This window comes from Sinomonas sp. (assembly GCF_051955515.1).
Classification (GTDB): Bacteria; Actinomycetota; Actinomycetes; order Actinomycetales; family Micrococcaceae; genus Sinomonas.
Map to the genome: position 1 here is coordinate 1 of NZ_JBQCGQ010000137.1, position 23,679 is coordinate 23,679.

Sequence of the window (23,679 nt, forward strand, 5' to 3'; positions counted from 1 at the left end):
TCGTAACAACGCGCTGCTTCCCTTTGAGGAGATCGCCTGTGCTTTCCTGCGCGGCCCTCTGAGCCATGTTGGCGACCTGTTCGATCGACAGCGACGTCTCGATATCGACGCCGTTCCAAGCATATTTGTGCGGCTTGCCCACGTGTCCTCGTGCCCCCTGATCTAAGCGCTTGGAACGAGAGTTGCAGGAACTCCGCGGGTCGGCAGACCGGACTCGAGGTCGAGCAGCGGGAGCTCTCCCGCTCCGCTCGTGGTCCCTTTCGCCGTCACCACTCCGAAACCCGCGGAATCTTTGCCGTCCGGGGCGATGAGAACTACGGCCTTGTCCTCAGCGCCTGCTTGTAGCGGCGCTGCGGCGAAAGCCTCTACGAAATCACGCGCTGCACCAAGCTGCACTTCGCTCACCTCGTTGATGCCGTTGGGGAGCGTGACGATGAGGATTTTGTTGTTGTGGCGCGCAGAATCGAAGATGGCGAATTGCATGCCAGCGACCACGTGAGGGTTTGCCGAGTCAGCCGCGTAGCCCAGATGCTGTGGGACGGCTCCTGCCGCAGGCCCCAGCAATGCGGACACTTCGGGAACCAGTTCGCTGTTGTCCGGACCGGTCAAGAGACCTCTGAGATACAGACTTCGGTGTCCCCGCGCGGCAGCACGGATGAGGTCCGCGGGATCTTCGACGCTGATCGTCGGCAAAGATGCCTTCCAGTCCTTCCCCAACCGGACAGCAGCAGCGACGACTTCATCGTCGCTCAAAAGAATTCTCTGGCTCAATTCGTCTCCTCGGGGTACAAGCCGTTCTGATCTTGCTAGTTCCACCAACTCAGCGCCTTATTCCCCACCGTGAGAATGGAGTCGCCGACAGTCTTCAGGGTCTCTACGGGATGCTGCACTACATAGTCGCTCACCATAGTGCGGGTCTCTGCTGAGAAGTCAGACTTCATCGCCTCCTGCACATCGAAGGAAACGGCGTTGACGGCAAACGAGAGAGGCCTGAGGACATCAATCTTCTTCATCTCCGGCAGCACGAAGTCCTGCCCAACAGTCGCCGCCGCCTGGCCGACCGCGCCCAGAGCGTCCAAGGGGTGCTCCACGATGTAATTGCCGACCATGGCTCGAGTTCCCGCTGACAGGTCCATATTCATGGCCTGCTGGCCCGCATACGAGGAAGCATCGACAGCGACAGCCGCCAGCTCACCGACCTTCCCAAGATGCCTTAGGCCCATCGAGACCGCATCCGCGCCATCGAAGACGTTGAATGTGCCTTGGCGAACTTTATCGGCGAGCGAGTAGACGTCCATGGCCTCGTCGATCTTCCCGACGACCGGCAGGCCAACCCCCAGCAACTTCGCACCGTCCGCAGTCACCTTGAGGAGATCCCACGGCTTGGTGCCGCCTGGAAGCGCGCCTTCGCGAATCTGGTCGATTCCTTCTTGGACGCCGTCCAGGACACCACCCACCACGTTCAGAGAGGCAGCACCCATTCCGGCCGCACCGCCAGCCACGGCTCCAGATACGCTGACGTGCGCTGCGCCGTCGACCGCGCTCGCACGCTCCTGCTGATCCGCATTCTGCCGAACCGTTGCGGCGGTCTCCCGAAGAAGTCGCGCTGACGTGGCCACTCGAGGGCTGTGCCGTCCCTGCCACTCTCCTCGAAATCGGTCCGCGTCTGGGCCGTGCCACGGGCTCTGCTGCACCACGTTGCCAAGGAACGTGCGGTGAGCGTCGAGCTGGTCCGCGGCACGATCGAGTTGGGCGGCGAGCGAGCGCAGTGCGGCGATATCGGCGCCGTACATCGTCATTCCTACCTCCAGAATCGGGTTGAGGGGCGGCGGATGCCGCCCCTCAAGAGCGAGTCACGACTGCGCCGCGTTCTCCTGCTGGGTCGCGTTCATGGCGGCCTTCTGAGAGGCGTCATGCAATGCCTGGATGACCTGGCGCAGCGAGCTCGAATGCGTCCCGGCCCACTCGTTCCGGAAAGCCGTGGCATCGGGGCCCTGCCATTGAGTACCGTCGAGGGCGCTCGTCAGAGTGCCGAGGATGGTCTGAATCTCGTTCGCCTTCTGGTTGAGCTGCGAGCTCAGCTGACGAACCTGCTGTACATCAAGCCCCCACATTGCCATGAGCCTTCTCCGTTCTCTTTTGTTTCCGAAACCGTCCTTCGGTTCCGGTTCGCTTTTCGCTCCCGCGATGCAGCAAAACTATCCGAGCAATGGAACGAGGTCGATGGGGAGGAATCACCATGTCCCTGCGGCTCCAACTTCCGCCATTTGCAGACGCGAAGCCCTGCCTTTTGCAATCAGGAATCCACGTCCGGGCGGGAAATCACTTCGACGAATACGTCCCAATGGCGCTCCGAGCAGATCTCCGTCCAAGTCCCCGGGCACGAGCAGCAGTCCTTTTCGCCCTGACTTGAAGTGGGGGGCCAGTGTCCACGCCTGCGACCAGGTGGAAACCTCCGCCTCGCCCACAACGAAAAGATCGGAGCGGACGGCAAGCTTGATGAGCCGGTCGAGATCGCCCTCTACCTCGGAGCCTTGGAATTCCGTCACATTCTCAATGAAGATCGCCATTCGAGGCCCGCCGTCGGGCACCGCTTCGAGTTGGTCAATGAGCTTTGCGCACAGCGTGGCCACCTCGCTGATGCGATCTGCGGACTGAGACCATCCGCCATGGCGGGAGAGCAGGGACGGTCGTGGGGTGAGCAACACTCTGGCGGTGTTGGGTTGAGTTCGAGCCACGGCCGCCGCGAGGGTCGCGAGCGCGGTGGACCGGCCACTTCCCGGAGGACCCGACACCATGAAGGGTCCTCTCAGGTCGATTGCTGCGGGCCCCAGCGTCACATCGTCCACTCCAATGACCGCTCGCCCCTCGAAGAGCTCCGGCAGCGCAGAGAGTTCCGCCTGTTCGGGGAGCTTGCCGATTGCCTCGGGGCGACGAGAGCCGCCCCGACCCATGCTGGCTGAAAGCAACTGCACCTCGCGGGCCTGGACTGCGAGGTTCGCATTGCCCCCCAGCACGGCCAGCTGCAGCTCATTCCCATCGAGGATGCCGCGTCCGGGCGGCGAGCTTGCGTTGAGAACGTCCTTGGGCACGCCAAGCAGAGCATATTCGTCCTCGCTCGCGAGCCGGAGGACGATGCGCCGCTGAACGGTTGCCGCGATCGAAGTGGGCACGGCGTTCGGCCTGTCAGCCGTCATGACGATGTGCACACCCAACTGGCGACCGTCAGCAGCAATCTGCGTGAAAGCCGCGAACCACGCCGAATTCTGGGCGCTGCCGAACTCGTACTGTTCTCGGAAGACCCCGACGCCGTCAATGAGGAGGTAAATCCTCGGCTCCTCCGGAACACCTGCAATCTGCCGGTACTCCCCTACGGTCCCTGCCCCGACCGACGCGTACCGCACGGCGCGCTCGTCAACGATGTCCCGGAGCCGGCGCAGAACGCGAACCACGCGTTCCTCGTCGTCGCCTGAAACGACCGCGGCCACGTGCGGGAGCGACTCGAGCATCCGAAGTCCTCCGGCTCCAAAGTCGAGACAGTACACGTGGGCGGCACCCCCACGTGTCGTGATCGCTGCAGCTGCCGCGATGGTGCGAAGGGCGGTGCTCTTGCCGGACCCGCCGGTCCCGAAGATTGCCATGTTCCCGTCTCGGTCCGGCTCGTAGAAGACCGGGCTCTGCGCCTGGATCTCAGGCTCGTCGAGGACTCCGAGGGGAACACGCTCATCCGTGCGCGGATTGGGCAAGCGGCTCAAGTTGTAGACCGGCGCCAAAGTGTCGAGCCACGGTTTTCTGGGCATCGGAACTGCCGCGGAGACAGCAGCTGAGGAGATCGTGCTGACCAGACGGCTGATATCCGTTGCCCCGGTCTCGGGCTCCTCGGCCGCGTGCGCGGGCTCGGGAGTCTCCCACACCACCGGGACGCCGAAGGTGAGTTCCTCGACGTCAACCTGAGGCGGTGGGGCCTCTGACGTGGTCCAACCTCCTACATACCCCGTCTGGAAGGTGCGCAGTCGGCCTGGTCCCGTCTTTGCCGCGCCACGACCCGGAATTCCGGGATCGAAATGAGCGGCCAGAGGACTTCCCAGAATGTCCGCGGAGTCATCGGCATCTGCCATCCGCAAGGCGATCCGAAGATTCGTGTTGGCCCTGAGATTGTCCTTGATGACACCGGCAGGACGCTGGGTCGCAAGAATGAGGTGGAGGCCGAGGGAACGTCCTCGCTGTGCCACGTCCACGACCCCGTCGACGAATTCGGGCACCTCTTGCACGAGAGCTGCGAATTCGTCCACCACAATCACCAGGCTGGGCGGGCAATCCGGATCACCGCTGCGCTCGAGTTCGAGGAGATCCTTCATCTTCTTTCGTTCGAGCAACCGCTCCCGGTACCGGAGTTCGGCCTTCAGGGACGTGAGCGCCCGACGGACGAGGTGCGGTGAGAGATCAGTGACGAGTCCCACCACGTGGGGCAGCCTGACGCATTCAGCGAAGGCCGCGCCGCCCTTGTAGTCGACGAAGAGGAACGTCAGCCGATCGGGACTGTTCGCTGCCGCCATTCCGAGAACCCACGATTGAAGAAATTCGGATTTTCCCGAACCCGTGGTGCCGCCCACCAACGCGTGGGGGCCGTCCCGACGAAGGTCGAGGTAGAACGGCTCCGAGCCCGCGTGCCCGACGAGCGCCCGAAGATTGCCGTCCTTGCGGCGGCGAACTGGTGTCCCATCGCGGACAATGAGCGAGGCGTTCTCCCGCCAGCGCTCAACAATGACGTCTGACCGTTCGAGCAGGTCGAGGCCTGCGAGCGCGGGATACGAGATCTGCCGGGGAAGGTCAGAATCGTCGTCTTCGGGCGAACCGATATCGACGACGGGCGCAAGCCCCCGCGCGACGTGCTCGATGTTCTCCACGTCATGCCGCTCTGCGGCGACGGGCATGCTCCTCTCGCCCAGACGGACGTGGCCGACGATGGCACCCGAGTCTGTGCCATCGAGTGCCACGTACGTCCGGCATACGGCCGGAAGGCGCTCGACGTTCGGCGCGCACCAGATGAGGTGAACGCCGGAATCGGCTCCCTGCTCTGCCAGACGGGTCAGCCGACCACGGTCGACCGGTGCGTCATGGTCCACGACCAGCAAGACCGTTGGAAGCACCGGGGCCGGAACTTCCTCGGGTCGATCGGGATCGAGGGGACCTCTGGACGGTGTGCCTGCATTCGAGAGGGCGGCTCGCCGCGCCTCGACTAGTCCCTCGAGTTGGGCGAGCAGAACCGCGGCGGCTGCAGGACCCTCGGACAGAAGGGGGCCGTCGATTGGGCTATGCGCCGAGGTGGAATGAGGCATCCATTTGAGCCATTCCCAGGCCGGTCGCGACGCGGGAGACACCATGGCAGCCACAACCACCTCAGCCGGCGAATGCCGGGCAAGCAGTTGGAACACGGCGCCGCAGGCGACTGCTTCCCGCTCATGTGAGAGGCCCGCAAACCCGAGAGCTCCCGAACTGCGCAGCTGCGCGACGATGGGCACACGTTCCACGGTCGAGAACTCTGCCTTGAGTTGAAGCATCTGCTCCCAGTACTCGGGCTTCGTCTCGTTGGTCTGAGGCAGCATGAGCCGGTTGCGCGATTCCGCCCGCCCGAGTCCCAGGTTCACCGCGAGGAAGGTCGGGTGTTCGGGGCGCTCGCTCCAGAGGAGCGGGCCAAGCTGACGGGCTGCATCAATGAGTTCGCCCGGCCCCCGGAGCTCGGCCGAGCGCGCCCGCCGCTCGGCGTCCCGTGCCTGCTCCATTCGCTCCTGCAGCTGCAGCATCGCGCCCTTGAAGCGTTCGCGTTCGGCCTTCGTGGCATGCCGCATCGACAGCGCATTGTCCATGTAGCTGCCAACCAGAAGCAGGGGGCTCATGGCCATCATGACCACGCCAAGAAGCTGCCCCGTGAAGAGGAACAGAACGGCGCCGACGATGAGAGGTGCGATGAGGGCCAGATAGGGGAACCGCTGTCTCTGCTGAAGGCGGGGAGGCACCGGAGCAGAAAACTCCTCCCCGGGGTAGCGCGACACAACGCGAGGCGAGCGGATGAAGTCGACGATCGCACTCCCACCGGGAGCCTGAGTCGAATTCTGCAGCGGAACGACGCAGAGCGACGTTTCCCCGAGGACGACGACGTCGGCCGAGGTGAGCGTTGCCCTGGCCACCGGGGCTCCGCCGATGATCACTCCATTCGAGGAGTTCAGATCGATGACCTCGATGGTCTCACCGACGTTGATCCTCGCATGGCGTTTGGAGACGAGGCCGTCGGAGACCCGGACGTCCACATCGCGGTCGCGGCCCACCACGCTCGCACCGAACGGGAGCGCAAATTCCCGCCCTGCCTCGGGCCCGGACAGAATCCTCAGGACCGCAGCTGCCGGGCCACGATCTGCCCCCGCGGCCTTGAATTGGCTTTCAAGGGCGACGAGTTCAACGATCGCCCCAGAGCGGAGACCGGCATCGCCGATGAGTGCATCGGGATCGAGGTCCCTCATCGAATGTGAGTTTCCGGGCTCGGCGATCCGAAGAGAGTGGTTGCCCTGCTGACGGCCGGCTGCGTCGCCGAGAGCAGAAGGATCGGCTGATACTAGCTTTGCAGCGATGTCACGAACGGTGGCGGTGGCGTCTGCTGTGACGACCAGATCCGATATGCCGCCGCTGCGGCGCAATGAGATTTTGAGCCTCATTGACCCTCCCCTTCCAACAGTGCGAGATCAGAGCGCGTAACGAGCCGCGCGGCTATGGCGTATTCGACGAGGCGAATGCGGCGATTGGTGGCATACGAGCCAACACCCCCGCGCATCCCTTGAACCCCGATCCGGTCGAGCTTGTCGCACACGTTGTCGAGCTTCCGGTTGAATCGGGTCAGTGCCCATCCGAGCCGTTCCGCTGCCTTGGCGTTGGTCGGTATCTCGCCTCTCCCGCTTCCCTCGAAGAGGAGCATGGGTTCAGCGAGCGCGAGGATGAGAAGTCTCTGAGACTCGGTAAGGCTCAGCGCTCCCACCGTGGTGACGCCCTCGTAGGAGGAGGGATCGGTGTAGGCGAACGCGGGCTCGCTAGTGTGAACCGCCAATTCGTAGGTCGTTGGACCCGCCGTGAAGACCACGGTGGTCCGTCCGAACACCAGCGGGAGCCGTCCGCCCGGCGCGAGCCATGATTGGAGCCGGCCCGCGCCGTCGGTGACGGTAACGGCAAGACGTGATCCGATGTTCGAAAGCAGCCAGAACCCGTCGAACCATGAGACCTGGAGCAGACGTCGGTGGAGGAAAGGGTTGTCGTCGACCACCAGGTCGGCGTCCCGTCCGATGGTGAAGGGCGCCTCTCGAGTCACCCCATACCATTCGCCGCAGAACTCAATCTGCACGTCTCCGGTGCTCACGGCACGCACGCAAGCGTCGGGGAGTCAGAAGTCCGGCCAGAGGAGCGTCGAAGCATCACTTCCACGCAGGTCCGTCCCGTCCCGGCTGCCGGCACCGTGATCGTGGCATCGTTCGTGGCCGCCAAAGGACTCGAAGAGCCTTGGTCCACGGTGTGCCACAAGTAGCTGTCGCCGTCCTTGGGGTCCGGATTCTTCCAGGTGAAGACGACGTTCTGGCCCTCGACCTTCCCGGCCAGCGAGGTCACCGCGGGGACGGTTCCTCCGACTGGGGCGATATCAACCGGGGCTGCCTTGCTGGGCTGGCTCTCGGGCTTCGGAGCGTTCAAGGCTCCGGTGGCGGCGAGAACCGCAGCGATCCCCCCGCCGACCGCAACTGTGAGCACGCCGAGGACGATCCCGATGAGGGTGCGGCGAGAGCGGCTCGGGGATCGCACCGCCTCGGCGGTCTGCGGCTCGACGGAGACGGGGCGCAGCATGGTGTCGGGTACCGGCGGCGCGGCGGGAGCCGCAAGCGGTGCCGGTCGCGGGGTGAGGGCGGCCCGCGTCACCGTTTCCCCCTCGAGATAGAGCTCGTCGGTCATGAGCGAGATTGGCGCGGACCCGGCCGAGGCCGAGGACGTATCCATCGCTGGCGCGGCTGCGGGAGACTGAGCCTCGATGCTGACGATGTTGCGGATCCGTGTTCCGTCGTCGTCCGCGCCGGGCTCAAGAATCAATTCGTCCTCGACGACGTCGATAGGCGTCGACTGCATTCCCAGCTTGATCTGGGTGCGCTGCAGTTCGAGAGCGAAGGCCATCGCCGTGGGATAGCGATCCGCGGCAGCCTTGGACATGGCCTTTCGGAGCACCTGTTCCAAGGCTGGCGAAACGTCCGGCCGGCCGATCGGTGGTGTGGGCGAGGCCGCGATCCGGCCGATCATGTCCACGTGGCTATTGGAAGCGCCCGGTATCTCGAAGGGCGAGCGCCCTGCGAGAAGCGTGTAGAGCGTCGCAGCGAGAGCGTAGACGTCCGAAGTGGCGTCGCTTCGTGCCGGTGACGCGAAGGACTCCGGCGGCGACCAGGGAACAGACATCCCGCTGGCCTCCGAACCCGACGCAGTCGTGGCAGCAATGCCGAAGTCAGTGAGCGCAGGACGACCGTAATCCGTCACCAGGATGTTCGCGGGTTTGATGTCTCGGTGGAGGATTCCCGCCCGGTGCGCAGTCTCCACGGCCCCGGCAATCTGGACCCCGATGCGCAGCGTCTCGGCTTCGGAAAGGCGCTCGCGCCGATACCGGGCCTGCAGGTTCGGCTTCGAGCAGTACTCCATCACGAGATAGGGCCGACCGTCCCCCGAAAGGCCCGCCTCGTAGATCGAGACGATCGACGGATGCGTGGCGAGCTGGGCCATGAGGTTCGCCTCGTCCGTGAACTCCGAGACCGTATCGTCTCCGAGCTTGTCCGCGAGCATCACTTTGACAGCAACCTGCCGCCGTGGAAGGCGCTGCTGGTAGAGGAAGACGTCCGCGAAACCGCCCGATCCCAGCAGGCGGACGTACTCGAAGCCGGGAAGCGCTGGAGGTTGAGAAGGCGGGCGCCGAGCGCTCATCGTAGTCCCTCGAATCGAAGCTCGACTCCGTCGCCCAGATCGAGGCGATCACCGTCCATAAGGATCGTCGGGTCTCCGGGCTGGAGCCGGACCGGGTCCAATCCGGGCCGCAGCAGCCTGGTGCCGTTCGTGGTGTTCAGATCCACCGCGAGCAGGTCCTGGCCGACGACTCGCAGTTCCACGTGGCTCCGAGAGATGTCCTGGCTCGGGCTGGGCACGGTCACGAGATGGGGCACGCTTCCCCCCTGAACTCGCGCGAGTTGTGGACGACGGCCGACGACGGCCCCCCGGTCGAGCGCGACGCGTTGCCCCGTGGAAACCACCAAAGTGGCTGGGGCGTTGAGGGCCGGGGCACGAAAGCCCGCCTGCGACGTCGCAGCGGAGAGCACTCCTCCCTGCGCCTGCATAGCACGCAATTTGGCAGTCGATATGGTCCTTCCGTCGTGGTCCCCGAGTTCGAGCGAGCTGTCCGCCTCGGGCACGGACGCTGCTGCGAAGCGTGGCACCCCAGAGATCAGCCCGGGTCCGGGGGGCGCCACTGCTGGCTCGACGATGGGGTCATCGCGCACAGCGGCGCCTTCGACCGATCGACGGGTCGTATCGCCGTAAAGCAGTCGGTCATAGTCGTCGATGGCTGCTGCTTCTTCGTCGATGACTGCAGCTTCGGCGACAGGAGCTTCCGGAGTCTCCTCATGGAGAGGCTCGATGGTCTCGATCGGCTGAATCGTATCGACGGGCTGGATCGTGGTTTCGCCGCTTGGGGCCGCGCTTGGAGCCGGCTCTACGGAGACCTCCGGTTCTTCGACAACCTCGGGTGTGGGGTCTGCCGCTGCCCCCTCGTCGCCGAACGGGAACGTGACCCAAGCGGCCAGCACTACGCCTTCATTGATCGGCAGGAGGGAGGGACCCGCGTCAGGGATTCCCACGGCGAAGGAGTCGACGCAGCTGATGGCATCTTCATTCCAGGTGGTCACGCCAACTCCAGCGACCGTCACCTGTCCGTCAGCCGCTGCGGCCTGAACCTGGAGTGGACCACGAACGGCCACACGGATTTCGTCGCTTCCCGTCGTCCACGAGACCACAGCGAACGGCGGCAGAGCCGAGAGGCTCGTTCCGAAGCCGCCCACGATTCCTTCAAGGACAGCGGTGAGACCACCTCCGGCGCCCAACGCCAACCAGACCCTCTCCACCAACTCGGGTGAGACGCTGTTGGGGAGCATGGCGACGCCGTGGTTCGTGACGAGCGCGTACCAATCACCCGAACTGTATCGGCGCATCGCCCATCCCTTCGTTTGCGCTGAGACCACGCGGCAGAGTGTCCTCGTCGAGGAGGTGCGTCTGGGTGTCGTCCGCGAGAACTTGACCATCGAGGCGGACCGCATCAACAACGACGACGGTGATGTTGTCGCGGCCACCGTGCACCAGCGCTTCATGAACAAGACGCGTAGCGGCAGCCTGCGCCGACCGCTCCTCCACGAGGACCTGCGTCAGCTGGGCTGCGTTGAGTTCTTTGCTGAGGCCGTCCGAACAGACCATGATCCGATCCCCCTGGGCGACGGGCATGAACCAGTAGTCGGGCTCGTCGTAGGAACCTGCGCCAACTGCCTTCGTGATCACGTTGCGCCGTGGATGGCGCTCGGCCTCAGCGGAGGAGAGCTCACCCCGTTCCACGAGCTCCTGGACTTCCGAGTGGTCCACGCTGATCTGTTCAAGCACTCCGGCCGAGAGCCGGTAGGTCCGCGAATCGCCGATGTTGACCACGAGCCAATAGGCCTCACCGTTCTGTTCCGTCACGGCTACACCCGAGATCGTGGTTCCGGCCGCGTCCGCACCCGTCGATATGCCGGAGACCTCGTGCACAGCGCGGGCAAAGGCTCGTTCGACGTCGTCGAGCGCGACTGAGGCGCGTCCGCTCAGCTCCGCGAACGCCTAGATAGCGGCGGCGCTCGCCCGGTCCCCGGCGGTGTGTCCCCCCATCCCGTCAGCAACGAAGAACAACGGCGGTTCGGCGAGGAATGAATCTTCGTTGAGCGCCCGCCGTCGCCCGCGGTCTGAGTGTGCTCCCCACGCCAGCTCGATCACGAATTCTTCCCCTTCTTCCACAGGCGAGGTCGGAAGCCTGAGAGGCGGAAGCCCCCAAGCCAGACTCGCGAATCGCGCACCACGGAACGCGCGAAATACCGTGCTCCGAGGCGTCGCCGCCATCCGACCGCGCCCCGGACACGACGAGATGCGGTCTCCACGTCGGCCCAGTAGGCGGCGATCTCGGCCTCGCTCGGTTCCCCAACGCCGAACACCGCGTGGTCGGCCCTCATCGCAAGCGGAGCGATCGCTTCAGCGGGGAAGCGTTGGCCGAGAGCGGCAGCTTCCTCACGGCGCGTTGCACCGGCTGGCACGACGGCCCCGTGGTCCACGACGAGGTCGACCAGCTCGGACCAGCCTCCGCTGATCCGATCGGCGGCGCGCACCGCGGACCGGCGTGCGCGGCGCCGCCGCGATCGTCCGAAGGCCGCCACGGCTGCCGGTGCAAGCAGGAGCGCAAGGATCCCCAGGCCGGTACCGCCCCAGCGCAGCGCGGCCCACAGTGCAGCGAGATCGGCCGGAGTGGAACCGTCGGAAGCCTGCTTCACGGGCGGCGCCGGAGGAAGCTCAACAGGCGGAACTATCGGTGGTGGCGGCTGCTGCACCTGGGGTTGCGGCTTCTGTTGGTGCTGGGGCACTTCCTGCTTCGGAACCTGATCCTTGGGCGGCGTCGGGTCGAAGGACACCCAACCGACGTGCTCGAACGGCACCTCAACCCATGCGTGCACGTCGGCGCCTGTGATGGTCACGGCGCCGGACGCAGGGTGATCCTGGCGGAAGCCCATGACCACGCGCGCGGGAATGCCCAGCTGACGGGCCATCAGAGCCATCGCGACGGCATACTGCTCGTCGTCCCCGACCATCTGGGTGCCGTCGAGCAATGTCGAGATGCGTTCCGCCGTGTGTCCTGCTCTCGACCGCGCCTCGCCTTCGAGGCCATGGCTGAAGAAACCGGAGGTGTGCAGCTTCGCCTCGATAGCCTTCAGCTGCGCCAACGGGGTGGAAGCGCCCGCCGTGAACTGCGAAGCCAGAGTTCCGACGATGTCTGGCACGTTCTGCGGGGTGGGCAGAGATACAGGAGAGACGCGGGCCGAAGCGAGCTGGGCGTCGTCGGGCGTAGCGGGAATGACTGCTTCGCCCGTGTACTGGTCGCCCTGATGCAGGCCGCCCACCATCACCGCTGTACCCGTGCCGGGGTTGTAGTTCAGTCCATCTCGGCGGTCGGCCTGCGTACCGTCTCCGAGCTGGATGGAGTCCAGATAGCCGGCGTCCGGCATCCACACCCCGGTCAGCTGGTCAATCGTGACTGAATAGGTAGCGTGCGAGCCTTCGGCGGTATTCGGAATGGTCCGCCCCACGCGGGAGAACTGCCCAGCACCCGCGCTGCCGTTGTTGGCAACCCTGTAGACGATGCCGTCATATTGGTCGAGGGTCGCCAGACGGATGACAGCGCCTTGCGGGAGGCCTTGCACCGTGAAGAGCTTCAGAGCGTCTCCCCCGCTCGTGAACTGGCGGAACGAGATGAGCGGACTGGGGAGATCGTGCACATCGAGGGGCGGCACGATGGCGTCGCGGAGAACGGCCCGATCATTCGGGAGCGGCACCAGCGCGCCAGCGCCGAGGCCGACGGCGAGCGCAAGCGCCAGAGTCGCCGCGGCGACGATGCGGCGGCCGCCACGAGAGCCCTGTCCCTGAGCGAGATTCTCCCTGCTCCCCGAGCTCCGCGTGAGGACAGCCCAGGCAACGAGGGTCGAGGTCAACAGCGCACCGACGACGGCGGGAGCGAACGCCTCGTAGGTGCTGAGGGTAATCGTCGCCACGAACAACACGCCGACCGGAATCGCAGCAGCCTGTGGCCGCCGCGCGCGCTGCGCGATGCTCCCCGCAACAACGCCGCCGAGAATTCCGAGGGCATAAGGCGCAATGAGAAGAGAATCCATTCCGGTAACGGGCGTCGCGGCGGTGAGCATGCTCTTCCACACCTGGATCACGCCAAGCGCGAGCGCCTTGAGACCCTCAAGCGTTGGCAGCACTCCGAAGAGGCTCTCGGCCCGAAGCACAAGCGCCCCGCCTGCCGCGAAATAGACGACGACGGCGAGCAGGGCCACGCTGAGCGCCCCCATCCGCCACCGGGCCCCGGCGGCCGCAACGAGAGCTCCCAGGAGCACGCCCCCTCCAGCTGCGAGCCAGAACTCTGCCTGGCTGTAGACGGGGTAGAGAGGGAACAGTGCCAGAGCGACCGCCGCAGCCGACACCACGGGTGCGACGGCCCTCCCCCAGGGGATTGCAGAAGCCATCAGATCCCCCTTCGGAGGGCCGGGCCGAGGTCACTGAGTACTGGGACGGTGAGAAGAGTCAGATCGCCCGCTGTCCTCCGGCGAAGGTCGGCCTGGGGATCGACCGTCACGGCCACGCGGTGGGCGGCCAGTGGAAGCCGCGAGGAAGCCCGCACGAGCTGGTCTGGGCTGACCCGCGAGCCCGCGACGAGCACAACGATGGAAGCGCCGGGCGCGTGGGCGGCGATCGTGCCGGCCTGCTCTTCAAGTGGTCGCGCCCGGTCGTCGAGCTCCACGCCCGAAAGCCCGTCGAGAAGTTGGCTGCGCGTGTGACGCGCCATGGCCCTGTGAGGACCGAGCAGCGTGATGGCCTTGCCATCGTTGAGGGCGTGGGCGCCGACAGAGCCGGCAATGCTGACGGCAAGTTCGAATTCGTCCGGCTCGGCATATTCTGAGGTCCGCGCGGCGAGCAAGATGGCCAATTGCGACCGGCGCGTTTCTTCGAATTGCCGCACCATGAGCTGTTGTGCGCGGGCGCTCGACTTCCAGTGGATATGGCGCCGGTCGTCTCCGGGGGCGTATTCGCGCAAGGCGTGAAAGGAGATGTCGTCGTTCGAGATGTTCTGCCGTGCGAGCCCTTCAAGGTCTCGCAGGAGTCCTGTCGACGAATTGGCGAGCTGGACAATTCGCGGATGAACGTAAAGCTCGCTCGGTTCGTTGAGCCCCTTTGCCCTGCGCAGCAGGTGCAGGGGATCGAGGCGCACGGAACGTACCGGCCCAAGCTGGAGAACAGCTCGACGCTGGGTGGGGACCGTGAAGAGCTCTTCGACCTCCTCTTGGGCGCCAAGGCGCGGCACTTCGAAGGTGGCGAGCCCGCGACCGACCGGCAATTCGACATTTGCCGCGGAAATCGCCCGTGGTCCGGGGTTGCGCACGATGAGCCGACCAACCGCCTGCTCGCCGACCACGACTCTTGTGCTTGCGAGCTGCACCGCAACCTCATACTTGGCCTTGCCGAGAACGAAGCCGATCGCGATCCCGAACAACGCCGCGAGAACCCAAGCAGCTGCCCAGAGTTCCCGCCAGCCCAAGGCGAGGCCCAGGACCAGCGCCATCATCATGACAACGAGGCATACCCAACCGGTCCGGCTCACGATTTCGAGGCGAGACCGCACCGCCGACCAGATCGGAAGGATCCGCGCGAGGGAGGCCTTAGTCACCTCGATGGCCGGCTCTGCCCTCTTGTGCAGAGGCGCAAGCGTCAAACGAGCAAACGCCGAAGGAAGCCGAAGTCCGATCGGCCGCCCCCGGGCCGCCTGACTCACGCTGCCGCGCCGCGTGCTTGCGGAGCCGCGACGTCTGCCAGCACGCGGGCCAGGACCGAATCGGCCGTCACTCCTGCGAACTCCGCATCGGGATCGAGGACAATGCGATGCTGCCACACCGGGAGAACCAGGGACTTGATGTCGTCGGGCAGGACGAAGTTTCTGCCTTCCGTGGCCGCCCACACCTTGGCGGCGCGGATGATGGCGAGTGAGCCCCGCACGGAGACGCCGAGCCGGACCTGAGGATCACTTCGGGTGGCTTCGGCAAGCTGGGCCGTGAAGCGCAGCACGGCAGGGTCCACGTGGACATCGTCGACGAGGGCGGCCATATCCGACACCGCGTTCGTGGTGATCACGGCGTTCACCGTCGCCGAGCGGTCCCGCGTCGAGGCCGCGCCGAGGATGGCCTCGGCCGCCTGCAGATCGGGGTAGCCGATGCTCGTCTTGATGAGGAAGCGGTCCAACTGGGCCTCGGGAAGCTTGTACGTACCGGCCTGCTCGATCGGGTTCTGCGTGGCGATGACCATGAACGGGCGGCCCACTTCATGGCCCACACCGTCAACGGTGACCCTGCCCTCTTCCATCACTTCGAGCAGCGCCGACTGCGTCTTCGGGGAGGCGCGGTTGATCTCATCAGCGAGGACGATCGACGCGAACACTGGGCCCCGATGGAATTCGAAGCGGTGGGTCTGCTGGTCGTACACGGTGATGCCGGTGACGTCGGACGGCAGGAGATCCGGAGTGAACTGAATGCGGTGATGCGTTCCATGCACGGTCGCCGCAAGCGACTTCGCGAGCTGCGTCTTGCCCGTCCCAGGTGCGTCCTCCAGGAGCACATGGCCCTCGGCGAGCAGAGCCGTCAGCACGAGCCGGATGACGTCCTGCTTGCCGAGCACCGCCTGCCCGATGTTGTCGCTGAGCTGCTGGAAGGTTCCGGCGAACCAGGTGGCCTGTTCTTGGGTGATTGTCATTGCTGGAAATCCTTCCTCAATCGGACGAAGCAAGTTCTTGTTGTTGATGTCATCCGGTCTGCACCTGACCCACGTTGAGCCAAGGACCGTTTTTCCACGGTTCCACGGAGAAGCTGTCAGTCGCTGAAGGGCAGGTAATGGAAATCTGTCCTGCACCCGCCGTAATTGATCCCGGGGTGGTCGCCACCATATTGAGCGACCCTTGTTGCGTCATCCGGGGGACGTTCCAGCAGCGGAACATTGACACATCAGGCCATGAGCCAGGATCGACATTCTTCCAGTGGTACGTGAGCACATTCCCACTACGGGTAAGCCATGTCTGCCACGGATTCGACGTACCCGACGCCGAGGCAGAGCCAACCGCGCGCGCAGGATCTGCTGCCGCCGTCCTGACCGTCACCGTCGCATTCACGGTGTTCCTCGAGCCGAGGCCGCTTGCCGTATAGCTGGTCAACCCTGCCCCGCCTGATGTGCCGCCTCCTCGCGAATCGGAAATCTGCACGCTGGTCACGTTCCGGCCGTTACCGTCAACCGACCAGGTGAAGGACACGGTGCCGTCGCCGCCCGACGCGACGAGGTTGCGGACAACCGGTGCGCCGTAGGGATCCACAGGGTTGGACGAAGTGGCCGCGCCCGGAGAAACGCCTTGGACCGTCGACTCGCCCCACACCTGGATGGTGTAGGTCACGCCATTGGTGAGACCCGTGATCGTCCCGGAGTTTGCGCTTCCGAAGGTACCCGTGAGACCCCCGGGCGTGGCCTTCCAACGCCAGCTGATCTCGCTCGGGCGGTTGCCGTTGAGGGCTCCGGGCGTGAAAGTGACTTGCGAGCTGTGATCACCCTCGGTGGCAGTGACGCTGGCGGGGGCGGACGGAGCGTTCGCGGCTCGACGTGGAGCCGAATCAGCGCTCGGAGCCGAGGTTCCCGCCTTGTTGCGCGCCGTGACCGAGAACGAGTAGTCGGACTCGCTCGTATCAACCGTGACGTTCTGGCTCGTCCCTGCGAGCGTGAGCGTGTTCACGACGGCGCCGCCTCGCTTGATGCTGAGCGTGTAGTCCGCAATGGGGTCGCCATTCGCATTGGGCGGAGTCCAAGCCACCGCGATCTGCGCCTGGCTTCCCACCGCGATCGCTGGCGCCGTGGTGGGAGCACCCGGAGCGTCCGGAACCCCGGCAGGAATCACCGAAGCCGAATAGGGGCTCCACGCCGAGGGCTCAGGGGCCCTGTTGTTGGCCTGAACGCGGACCTGGTACGCGACGCCGTTCTCAAGGCCGTCCCACACGATCGAGTTGCCAGTGACTCCCGTCTTCTGGACCGAGCCGTAGGCCGGGGCCGGGGAGATCTCGAGGGTGTAGCTCGAGACCGGCGAACCGTGGCTGGTCGGCGTTGTCCAGGAGACCGTGACCTTCTTGTCCCCGAAGACGAGGGCAGGCGCAGCCGGCGCGTCCGGCCGGGCGTCAGGTCGTGCGGGCGCCGAAGCCGGCGAGGGGTCGGAGGTTCCGACGTCGTTGGTGGCCGTCACGGTGAAGGTGTACTCGACGTCGTTGGTGAGACCGTCCAAGGTGCACGTGGTCGACGCACACGCCTTCGAGTAGCCCTTCGATGACGAAACCGTGTACCCGGTGATCGGCGATCCATTGTTCGAGGGCGGCGCCCAGGAGAGGACCACCGTGCTGTCCTGAATCGAGCTGACAGAGGGCGTGCCAGGAGCGCCCGGCTTGCCGCGCACCGTCAGCTTGACGTGGCCTTCCACCTGACGCTCCGGAGCGTTGGTGGCGTCCTGCACCTCGTAGCTGACAATCATGACGCCAACGAAATCTGAGCTTGGCGTGATCGCAACCTTGTCGCCGTCGAGCTCCGCAGTCCCCGAGCCGGAATCGACGTGGGCACCAACAAGCTTGAGCGGAGTCTCTGGGTATGGGTTCACGTCGTTGGCGAGCACGTCCACCACCGACTTCTGCCCTGCTTTTGCGTCGCCGACAACGTCGTCATTCGCGGCGGCAAGGGGCCGAGTGGAGACGATCGCCGTGAGGGTGAACGTCGCTGTGGTAGGAGCAGATGTGCCGTCACTGACCTGAACGACCAGCTGTTGGCTGGCGCCATGAGCCGCCGAGGCATCTGCCTTCACCCACAGCCTCTGACCGTCAATCCGTGCCGAGAATCCCCCCGAGACGCCACCTTGGATGCTGTAGACGAGGCGCTCGAGGTCGCCTGGGTTTGGATCCTGGGAGAGCCTCGCCAAGTTGACCTGGACTTCAGCTTCTCCGGGCGCCACTTCAATAGTCGTTCCGAGGAGCGTCGGGGAGACGTTCTGGGCAGGGATGACCTGGATCGGGATCGAGATCGTGGAGGACAGGCCACTCGCGTCGTCCGGCCCCGAACCATCAGTCACCTGAAGGGTCAAGGTGTCCGGCCCGTAGTAATCCTTGGCCGAGGTGTACACGAGCGTGTGCTCGTCCTTGATGAGCGGAGCGCCGTTGGAATGCGTCGTGCGAACGCTGTCGGCCGTCGCAACGCGTGCCACCCGTCCGTCCCGCACCTTGACGACGTCAGCGAGGTTGATGGCAAGGGTGTCCCCGCTTTTCACCTCAAGCGGCTTGGTCACCGTCAGCTCGGGGCGGAGATCTTTCAGGCCCGGCACGTGGATGAAGGCCGAGGCCGTCAAGCCATCCGTGTTCGTGACGCTGTACAGGATGACTTGGGACTCGTCAGTGAGCCGGACACTGACCGTCCCGCCGGCGCCCACGGTCGCGTTGGGGTCGTCCGACGAGACCTTGAGGTCCGAACTGACGCCGTCGGGATCTTCATCGTTGGCGAGAACGGGAACGTCGACTGCCGTCTTGCCGTACATGTCGATCTTCGCCACGTAGTCGTCTCGAGCTATCGGCCGCTGCGCCGCCGCGTCAGTCTTGACCTCCAGCAACAGGGTTCCGATCGAGCTCGAACCGTAGATGTCGGCCACCGTGTACCGCAGCGTGTATTCCCCGGGCTGCGACGGTGCGGTCACCAAGACACGGCCATCCGCGACCTTCGCTGAGATGCCGTTCGGCACCGTCAGTCCGTCGGTGGCCAAGAGGATCGGATCGCCATCCGGGTCGCTGTCGTTGGCCAGCACCGGCACCGATACCGTGCGGCCAGGCTTCACCGTGACCACGTCTTTCACCGCGTAGGGCGCCTGATTGTGATAGCTGGGAGGAGCGATGCCGACGACGACGGTGCCCACTGCCTCCGCACCTCGCCGATCGCGGACAACATAGGTGAAGGAGTCGCGGCCCGACGAATCTGGGTAAGCCTCGTAGCTGAGCCAGGTGTCCCCCACCGTCACCCGCCCCAGCTTGGGCGCGTCACGCTGGCCCACGAGCTCAACCGAATCACCATCCGGGTCGATGCCATCCAGCGGCACGGGAATGCGCACCGTGTTCCCGGCGATGACTCGCGCGGTGATGGGCTGAGGCCGCGGAGCGGAATTGTGAGCATCGTCCTGCGGCACGACCTGAATCGTGACGTAGCCTGCCGTCCGGTTGCCTTGGGAGTCGGCCACTTCATACGTCGCGTGAACGGTCCCGGGATTCTGCCCCGCTTTGAAGCGGAGTTTGTCCCCGGCGATGAAGGCAACGCCTTCGCTCGGTGTCGGCTTAGGAGCGACAAGATCCGGCAGGAGGGTGAGCGTGTCACCGTCCGGGTGGTAGTCGTTGTGCAGCACGTCGATCGTCACCACGTCGCCGACCCTGACCGTCGCAGAATCATCGACGGTCACCGGAGGTCTCAGGGTCGCCGGAAGCGGCACGGGAAGGACCTGGACTTCGCCGGTAGCGGCCTGGCTGCCGTTCGAGACGGTGTAGTGGAAGATGACCGGGTGGTTGAGGCCCACGGTGTCCGTCACCCGGATCACGCGGTTCTCGAGGACTTCCGCCGAGATGCCGAGGCCCGCTGGCACCTCCACAGACTGAACGATCAGAATGCCGCCGGAGGGATCGCTGTCATTGGCGAGGACGTCGACGAGCGCCGACCTGCCAACCGGCACGAGCGCGACGTCACGCACGGCGACCGGCCGGCTCGTTCCGCTCCCGGGCAGGACATCGATCCGGATCAGGCCGACGGCTGAGTTCGGGCCATCCGTCACCAGATATTGCAAGTAGTAGGTGCCGGCAGTGGCCGTCTGGAAAGTGATGGTCCCCGCCGTGAAGTCAGCCGTGATGCTTGCGCCGGCCACGGAATCGTACTTCGCGAGCCGAAGCGGTGCGCCCGAAGGACTCACGTCGTTGAGCAGAGGCGAGATCGTTACAGGCGTAGAGACCACGGCCGTCACCCGATCGGCATTCGCGATCGGCCGAAGCGATCCCTTCGGCAGCACCTCGACACGGAGTACACCCTCGGCGTCAGCTGTTCCGTCGGAGACGACGAGCTTGACTTCTTTGACTCCCGTCTGCCCGGACACTGCCGAGAAATCGATGATGCCGCTGCTGCGGAAGGTGACACGGTCTCCCGACGCAGTCGTCGCTGACTTGAGGTACATTTCGTCGCCATCGGGATCACGCCATCCCTGCAGTGCATCCTGCTGGCTGGTCGCGCCCACCTCGACCTTGATGGACTGAGGCTTTTTCAGTTCCGGTGCGGAATTCTGGCCCCCGGGGTGGACGACCAAGGTGAGATTCGCCTCCGCGGTCCCGCCTCGCCCGTCGTCCACGCGATAACGGAAGGTCACCGATCCTGTCGCGCTCGTCGGCACAGCTACCTGCAGTGCGGCACCGCCGAGGGCCGGCTGGACGTCGAAGCCCGCCGGTGCCGAACCTGCCAATGATGCGGAAAGCACATCACCGTCGGGATCGGAGCAATCCTCGGTCACGTGAAGGACGGACGTGCGCCCGGCACGCACACCGAATTGCTGGTCGACGGCTACGGGCGGGTGATTCTGATCGCTCCGCTTGGGAAGGGTGACCTGCTGGTCCGGGCTCTTCTCTTCCTTGTCGTCCTGGACATCCGGCGGCGGAACCACGTCGTTCCAGTTCTGCACGAGCAGCATCTTCTGGGTGACGAGCCAGACCCCGCCGCCCTGCACGTCGTTCAGCACCACAACATCTCGGTTGACGCGAAAGACGAGCTGGGCGTTGGCAGGAACGTTCGGGACCGCACCGGATTCCGTCTTCCCGCTGCCGCAGTCTCGAAGGTAGCTCGAAGTACCGGACCAGGCGGCGTAGGCGCATCCGTTCAGCCAGACCGGAGCAGCCGGCGCCGAGGTGGCGCTCGTCTTGGGAGCGCGGGTCACCGTCGCGGCGCTGCCGTCGAGGGGCTGGGACACCAAGCCGCTCAGCGTGCCGACCAGCACGCGATCATTGGATTTCCCGTTCTGCTGGAGGACAGCGTTCGTTCCATCGGAAACAGCCACCTTCTGCCCGTTCGGCAGATACAGCTCTCCACGGCTGGAATCGAGCACGACGGCGTCCGAACCGACCGCGGCGATGGTCAGCTTCGCGTCCTTCGGGACATCGCTCAGCTTGCGCGTCGACTTCTGGGCGTAGTCCTGACCACTCGGAGCGTAGTCACGCACCTCTCCCAGGGTAGGCGAGAACGCATGGATCACGCCATCGAGGCCGATGGTGGCAACGGCCCCGGCGCCGAGCTTGGCCAAGGGCTCCGTCCCGCCCACATGAAGACCCTCGATACCGCTGACTGGCACTGCGTACAGGTCGCCGCCGTCGAGAATTGCCACCGTGTCTGCGCTCGCGGAAACACTGGCACCGGCAGGAAGAGCGCCGCTGCCGCGGAGCGTCACCCGGGCCGGGTCGAGCTGGGCGAGGGTCGAATTCGCACTGTCGTGCACCAGCACGGTGTCGCCCTGCTGAAGGATGTCGTATTGAGGCGCCTTGGTCCGGAGCCCGGAATCGAGCACGTGCGAGGGGAAGTTCAGGTGGCCGACGAGAAGGTCCGACTGTTTCGTGACCCACACGCCGCCGTCATTGAGATTGAGGTCCGCGGCACGAAGGCCGTCGTATTGGAAAGCTAAAGCGGTGACTGCGAGCGAAACGCTGGCCAAAGCCGAAACGGAAGCCGCTCTGCGGCGCTTTCCGCGCAGCATCGCAAAGATCCCCATACTTCGTTGCCCCCATTCGAGCTTGACCGCCTCAGTTATCACCGTCGGCGTCAAGTAGACATTGTTTAGCAGGTGCTCGCGCAATGGGGCAAAATCCCCATGGTGCCGGACTTGGCAGTGCCGGTATCGTTCGAGACCAAAGAAAATTAGGCCCGGTCGGCCTGGATACCTTTCAGTCCAATTGCTATCTAACCTCTCGCGCCACAGTGAACCCGTTCAGCCCAAGACTGCCGAGGGCTGAAGGGTGAGACAAGCGATTTCCGTCCGAGGCCCAGGGGCTGTCCCCCGAACGGCCTACTTCCCTCGGCGGAAGGACCGACTGACCTTTGCAGGCGGTTTCGCGCACCCTAGATTCCGGGGGGGGCAGACGACGAATCACGCACAACAACATGGGGGACACAATGAACGAGGACAAGCTCGAGGACGGGTTGCGACCGTTCCCTGACGTGTATGCCGCGCCAGCCAGGACCAACCCCTTCGCGATCGCATCGCTGGTGCTGGCGTTCTTCGCCACAGTCCTTTCGATCATCTTCGGACACGTGGCACTCAGCCAGATCAAGAGGACAGGAGAGCGGGGACGGGGACTCGCTCTCGCGGGCCTGTGGATCTCCTACCTGTCTGTGGCCGCCCTCCTGGCCGCCATCGGCGTGATCTGGGTGATCACCCTGAATGCCCAGCACGCTGTGGCTACCGCGGCTCAGGGGTACGGAAAAGGCGGCGCGACATACGCGCCTGCCCCGTACTCATACGGCAGCACCCCACGACCCACCTATTCGGCGCCGCCCGCGGGACCAGTTGGAGTCACGCAGCCACTGTCTTCGTCTCCCACGAGCAATGCGGACCGAGCGTACTGCCAAAACCGCGGGGTCCTCCTGTGGCTTGCAAAATCCGCCACCTACCGGGGGGCGCTGTGCTCCATCAATGGCGCACAGACCCTGATCAGCATGGCCAGCGATGTCGGAGGCAACATCACTCTGCCCGCCCGTGCGGGCACGAGCTCATTCAGTGCAACGGGCCAAGACGGCACGATCTACACCTATGGGGAGGGCACCGTCAGCATTGTCACCGGGTCCAAGACCTTCACCGAACCGACAACGCTGTGGCAGTCCGGCACCTCGCCCAGCCTGTCTTCGCCGGGTGACTTGGGGATCAGCACACCGATCTCATATCCCTCGTGCAATGACTCGCCCATCGTGGTCTATGGGACTGCATGGAACGATGCGACCAACGCGTCCGAGGTAGAGAAGCTGCTCGCGGCCCATCCTGGCTCCTCCTACCTGCGCACCGACCTCAGCTGCCGAAACTTCCGAGGTCCCTCGACTGACAACAGCGGTGGCGCAGATATCTACGCCGTGTACGGCCCGGCCTCCAGCACCAGTTCGGCCTGCCAGCAGATCGCCGGGACCTCGTACTATGGCCGCGTTCTCAGCAACTCCCGCGAACCGGGCGACAACCTCCTGAAGTGCGGCTGAGTGGACATGGGCCCGGAACTCACGATCGCCGTCGTCGTCGCCATCATCGCCCTCGGCGCTGGTCTGAGGGCAGCACAACGCGGCACCACCAAAGACGCACCCTCAGAACTGCGCCATATGCTCTCTGAAACCCTCGAATACCGCACTTCCCTGAGCCCTCAAGCGGCGCTGCGCGCGGTCGAACTGCGGTTCTCGTCCACACCCGGCCCGGGACTGATCAGGCGCGATATCCGTCTCACGGAAAGGACGCCGACGTGTCTCCGCTACGCGGTGAACCATCGAGCGGCAACCTTCCTCGAGACGGTTGTGGCCAGCGCGCCGTGGGGAGCAGGTTCGGCGGTGACGGTCGACGTCGTGCGCTGGTTGGACCATAACGACATCCCTGCCGCCGGCGCGAACCTGAAATGGATGCGCGACGACATTGAGGAGGTCCTCCGGTCCGCCGATCCCCGCGTTCAGGTCCTTGTCCGC

General features: G+C 65.1%; 14 protein-coding genes. 2 read left to right on the forward strand and 12 right to left on the reverse strand.

Annotated elements, in window-relative coordinates; all coding sequences use genetic code 11:
* Positions 1-162: 162 nt before the first annotated feature.
* From ACTHL9_RS07515 to ACTHL9_RS07570, 12 genes are all read right to left on the reverse strand, one after another.
* Positions 163-771, reverse strand: coding sequence for a hypothetical protein (locus ACTHL9_RS07515; RefSeq protein ID WP_440518226.1), 609 nt, complete (start codon positions 769-771; stop codon positions 163-165).
* Between the two features lie 35 nt (positions 772-806).
* A complete protein-coding gene (locus ACTHL9_RS07520) occupies positions 807-1,799 on the reverse strand; it encodes a WXG100 family type VII secretion target (protein ID WP_440518227.1) in 993 nt (330 codons plus the stop codon).
* A 54-nt stretch (positions 1,800-1,853) separates the two neighbouring features.
* Positions 1,854-2,120 carry a hypothetical protein gene (locus tag ACTHL9_RS07525; RefSeq protein ID WP_440518228.1) on the reverse strand — a complete coding sequence of 89 codons (267 nt, stop codon included), beginning with the start codon at positions 2,118-2,120 and terminating at the stop codon, positions 1,854-1,856.
* A 114-nt stretch (positions 2,121-2,234) separates the two neighbouring features.
* Positions 2,235-6,710, reverse strand: a complete 4,476-nt coding sequence (locus ACTHL9_RS07530; RefSeq protein WP_440518229.1) for an FtsK/SpoIIIE domain-containing protein — start codon at positions 6,708-6,710, stop codon at positions 2,235-2,237.
* Complete coding sequence (locus ACTHL9_RS07535; RefSeq protein ID WP_440518230.1) at positions 6,707-7,402, reverse strand: hypothetical protein; 696 nt, start codon at positions 7,400-7,402, stop codon at positions 6,707-6,709. The genes ACTHL9_RS07530 and ACTHL9_RS07535 overlap by 4 nt, the downstream gene beginning before the upstream one ends.
* Entirely contained in the window at positions 7,399-8,991 is a 1,593-nt protein-coding gene (locus tag ACTHL9_RS07540) for a serine/threonine-protein kinase (protein ID WP_440518231.1), read from the reverse strand. Before ACTHL9_RS07540 ends, ACTHL9_RS07535 begins: the two co-directional genes overlap by 4 nt.
* A complete protein-coding gene (locus ACTHL9_RS07545; RefSeq protein ID WP_440518232.1) occupies positions 8,988-10,268 on the reverse strand; it encodes an FHA domain-containing protein in 1,281 nt (426 codons plus the stop codon). The genes ACTHL9_RS07540 and ACTHL9_RS07545 overlap by 4 nt, the downstream gene beginning before the upstream one ends.
* Positions 10,246-10,785, reverse strand: a complete 540-nt coding sequence (locus ACTHL9_RS07550) for a PP2C family protein-serine/threonine phosphatase (RefSeq protein WP_440518233.1) — start codon at positions 10,783-10,785, stop codon at positions 10,246-10,248. The genes ACTHL9_RS07545 and ACTHL9_RS07550 overlap by 23 nt, the downstream gene beginning before the upstream one ends.
* Positions 10,786-11,069: 284 nt before the next feature.
* Positions 11,070-13,370 (reverse strand): transglutaminase family protein, encoded by a 2,301-nt coding sequence (locus tag ACTHL9_RS07555; RefSeq protein WP_440518234.1) that lies wholly within the window; start codon positions 13,368-13,370, stop codon positions 11,070-11,072.
* Positions 13,370-14,503 (reverse strand): DUF58 domain-containing protein, encoded by a 1,134-nt coding sequence (locus tag ACTHL9_RS07560; protein WP_440518235.1) that lies wholly within the window; start codon positions 14,501-14,503, stop codon positions 13,370-13,372. The genes ACTHL9_RS07555 and ACTHL9_RS07560 overlap by 1 nt, the downstream gene beginning before the upstream one ends.
* Before the next feature lie 167 nt (positions 14,504-14,670).
* Complete coding sequence (locus ACTHL9_RS07565; protein WP_440518236.1) at positions 14,671-15,645, reverse strand: AAA family ATPase; 975 nt, start codon at positions 15,643-15,645, stop codon at positions 14,671-14,673.
* Between the two features lie 49 nt (positions 15,646-15,694).
* Positions 15,695-21,721, reverse strand: a complete 6,027-nt coding sequence (locus ACTHL9_RS07570; RefSeq protein WP_440518237.1) for an Ig-like domain-containing protein — start codon at positions 21,719-21,721, stop codon at positions 15,695-15,697.
* Positions 21,722-22,137: 416 nt separating this feature from the next.
* Between ACTHL9_RS07570 and ACTHL9_RS07575 the strand changes: the two genes are divergently transcribed.
* Entirely contained in the window at positions 22,138-23,208 is a 1,071-nt protein-coding gene (locus tag ACTHL9_RS07575) for a DUF4190 domain-containing protein (RefSeq protein ID WP_440518238.1), read from the forward strand.
* Between the two features lie 6 nt (positions 23,209-23,214).
* On the forward strand, positions 23,215-23,679 hold a 465-nt coding region (locus tag ACTHL9_RS07580; RefSeq protein ID WP_440518239.1), incomplete at its 3' end, for a hypothetical protein.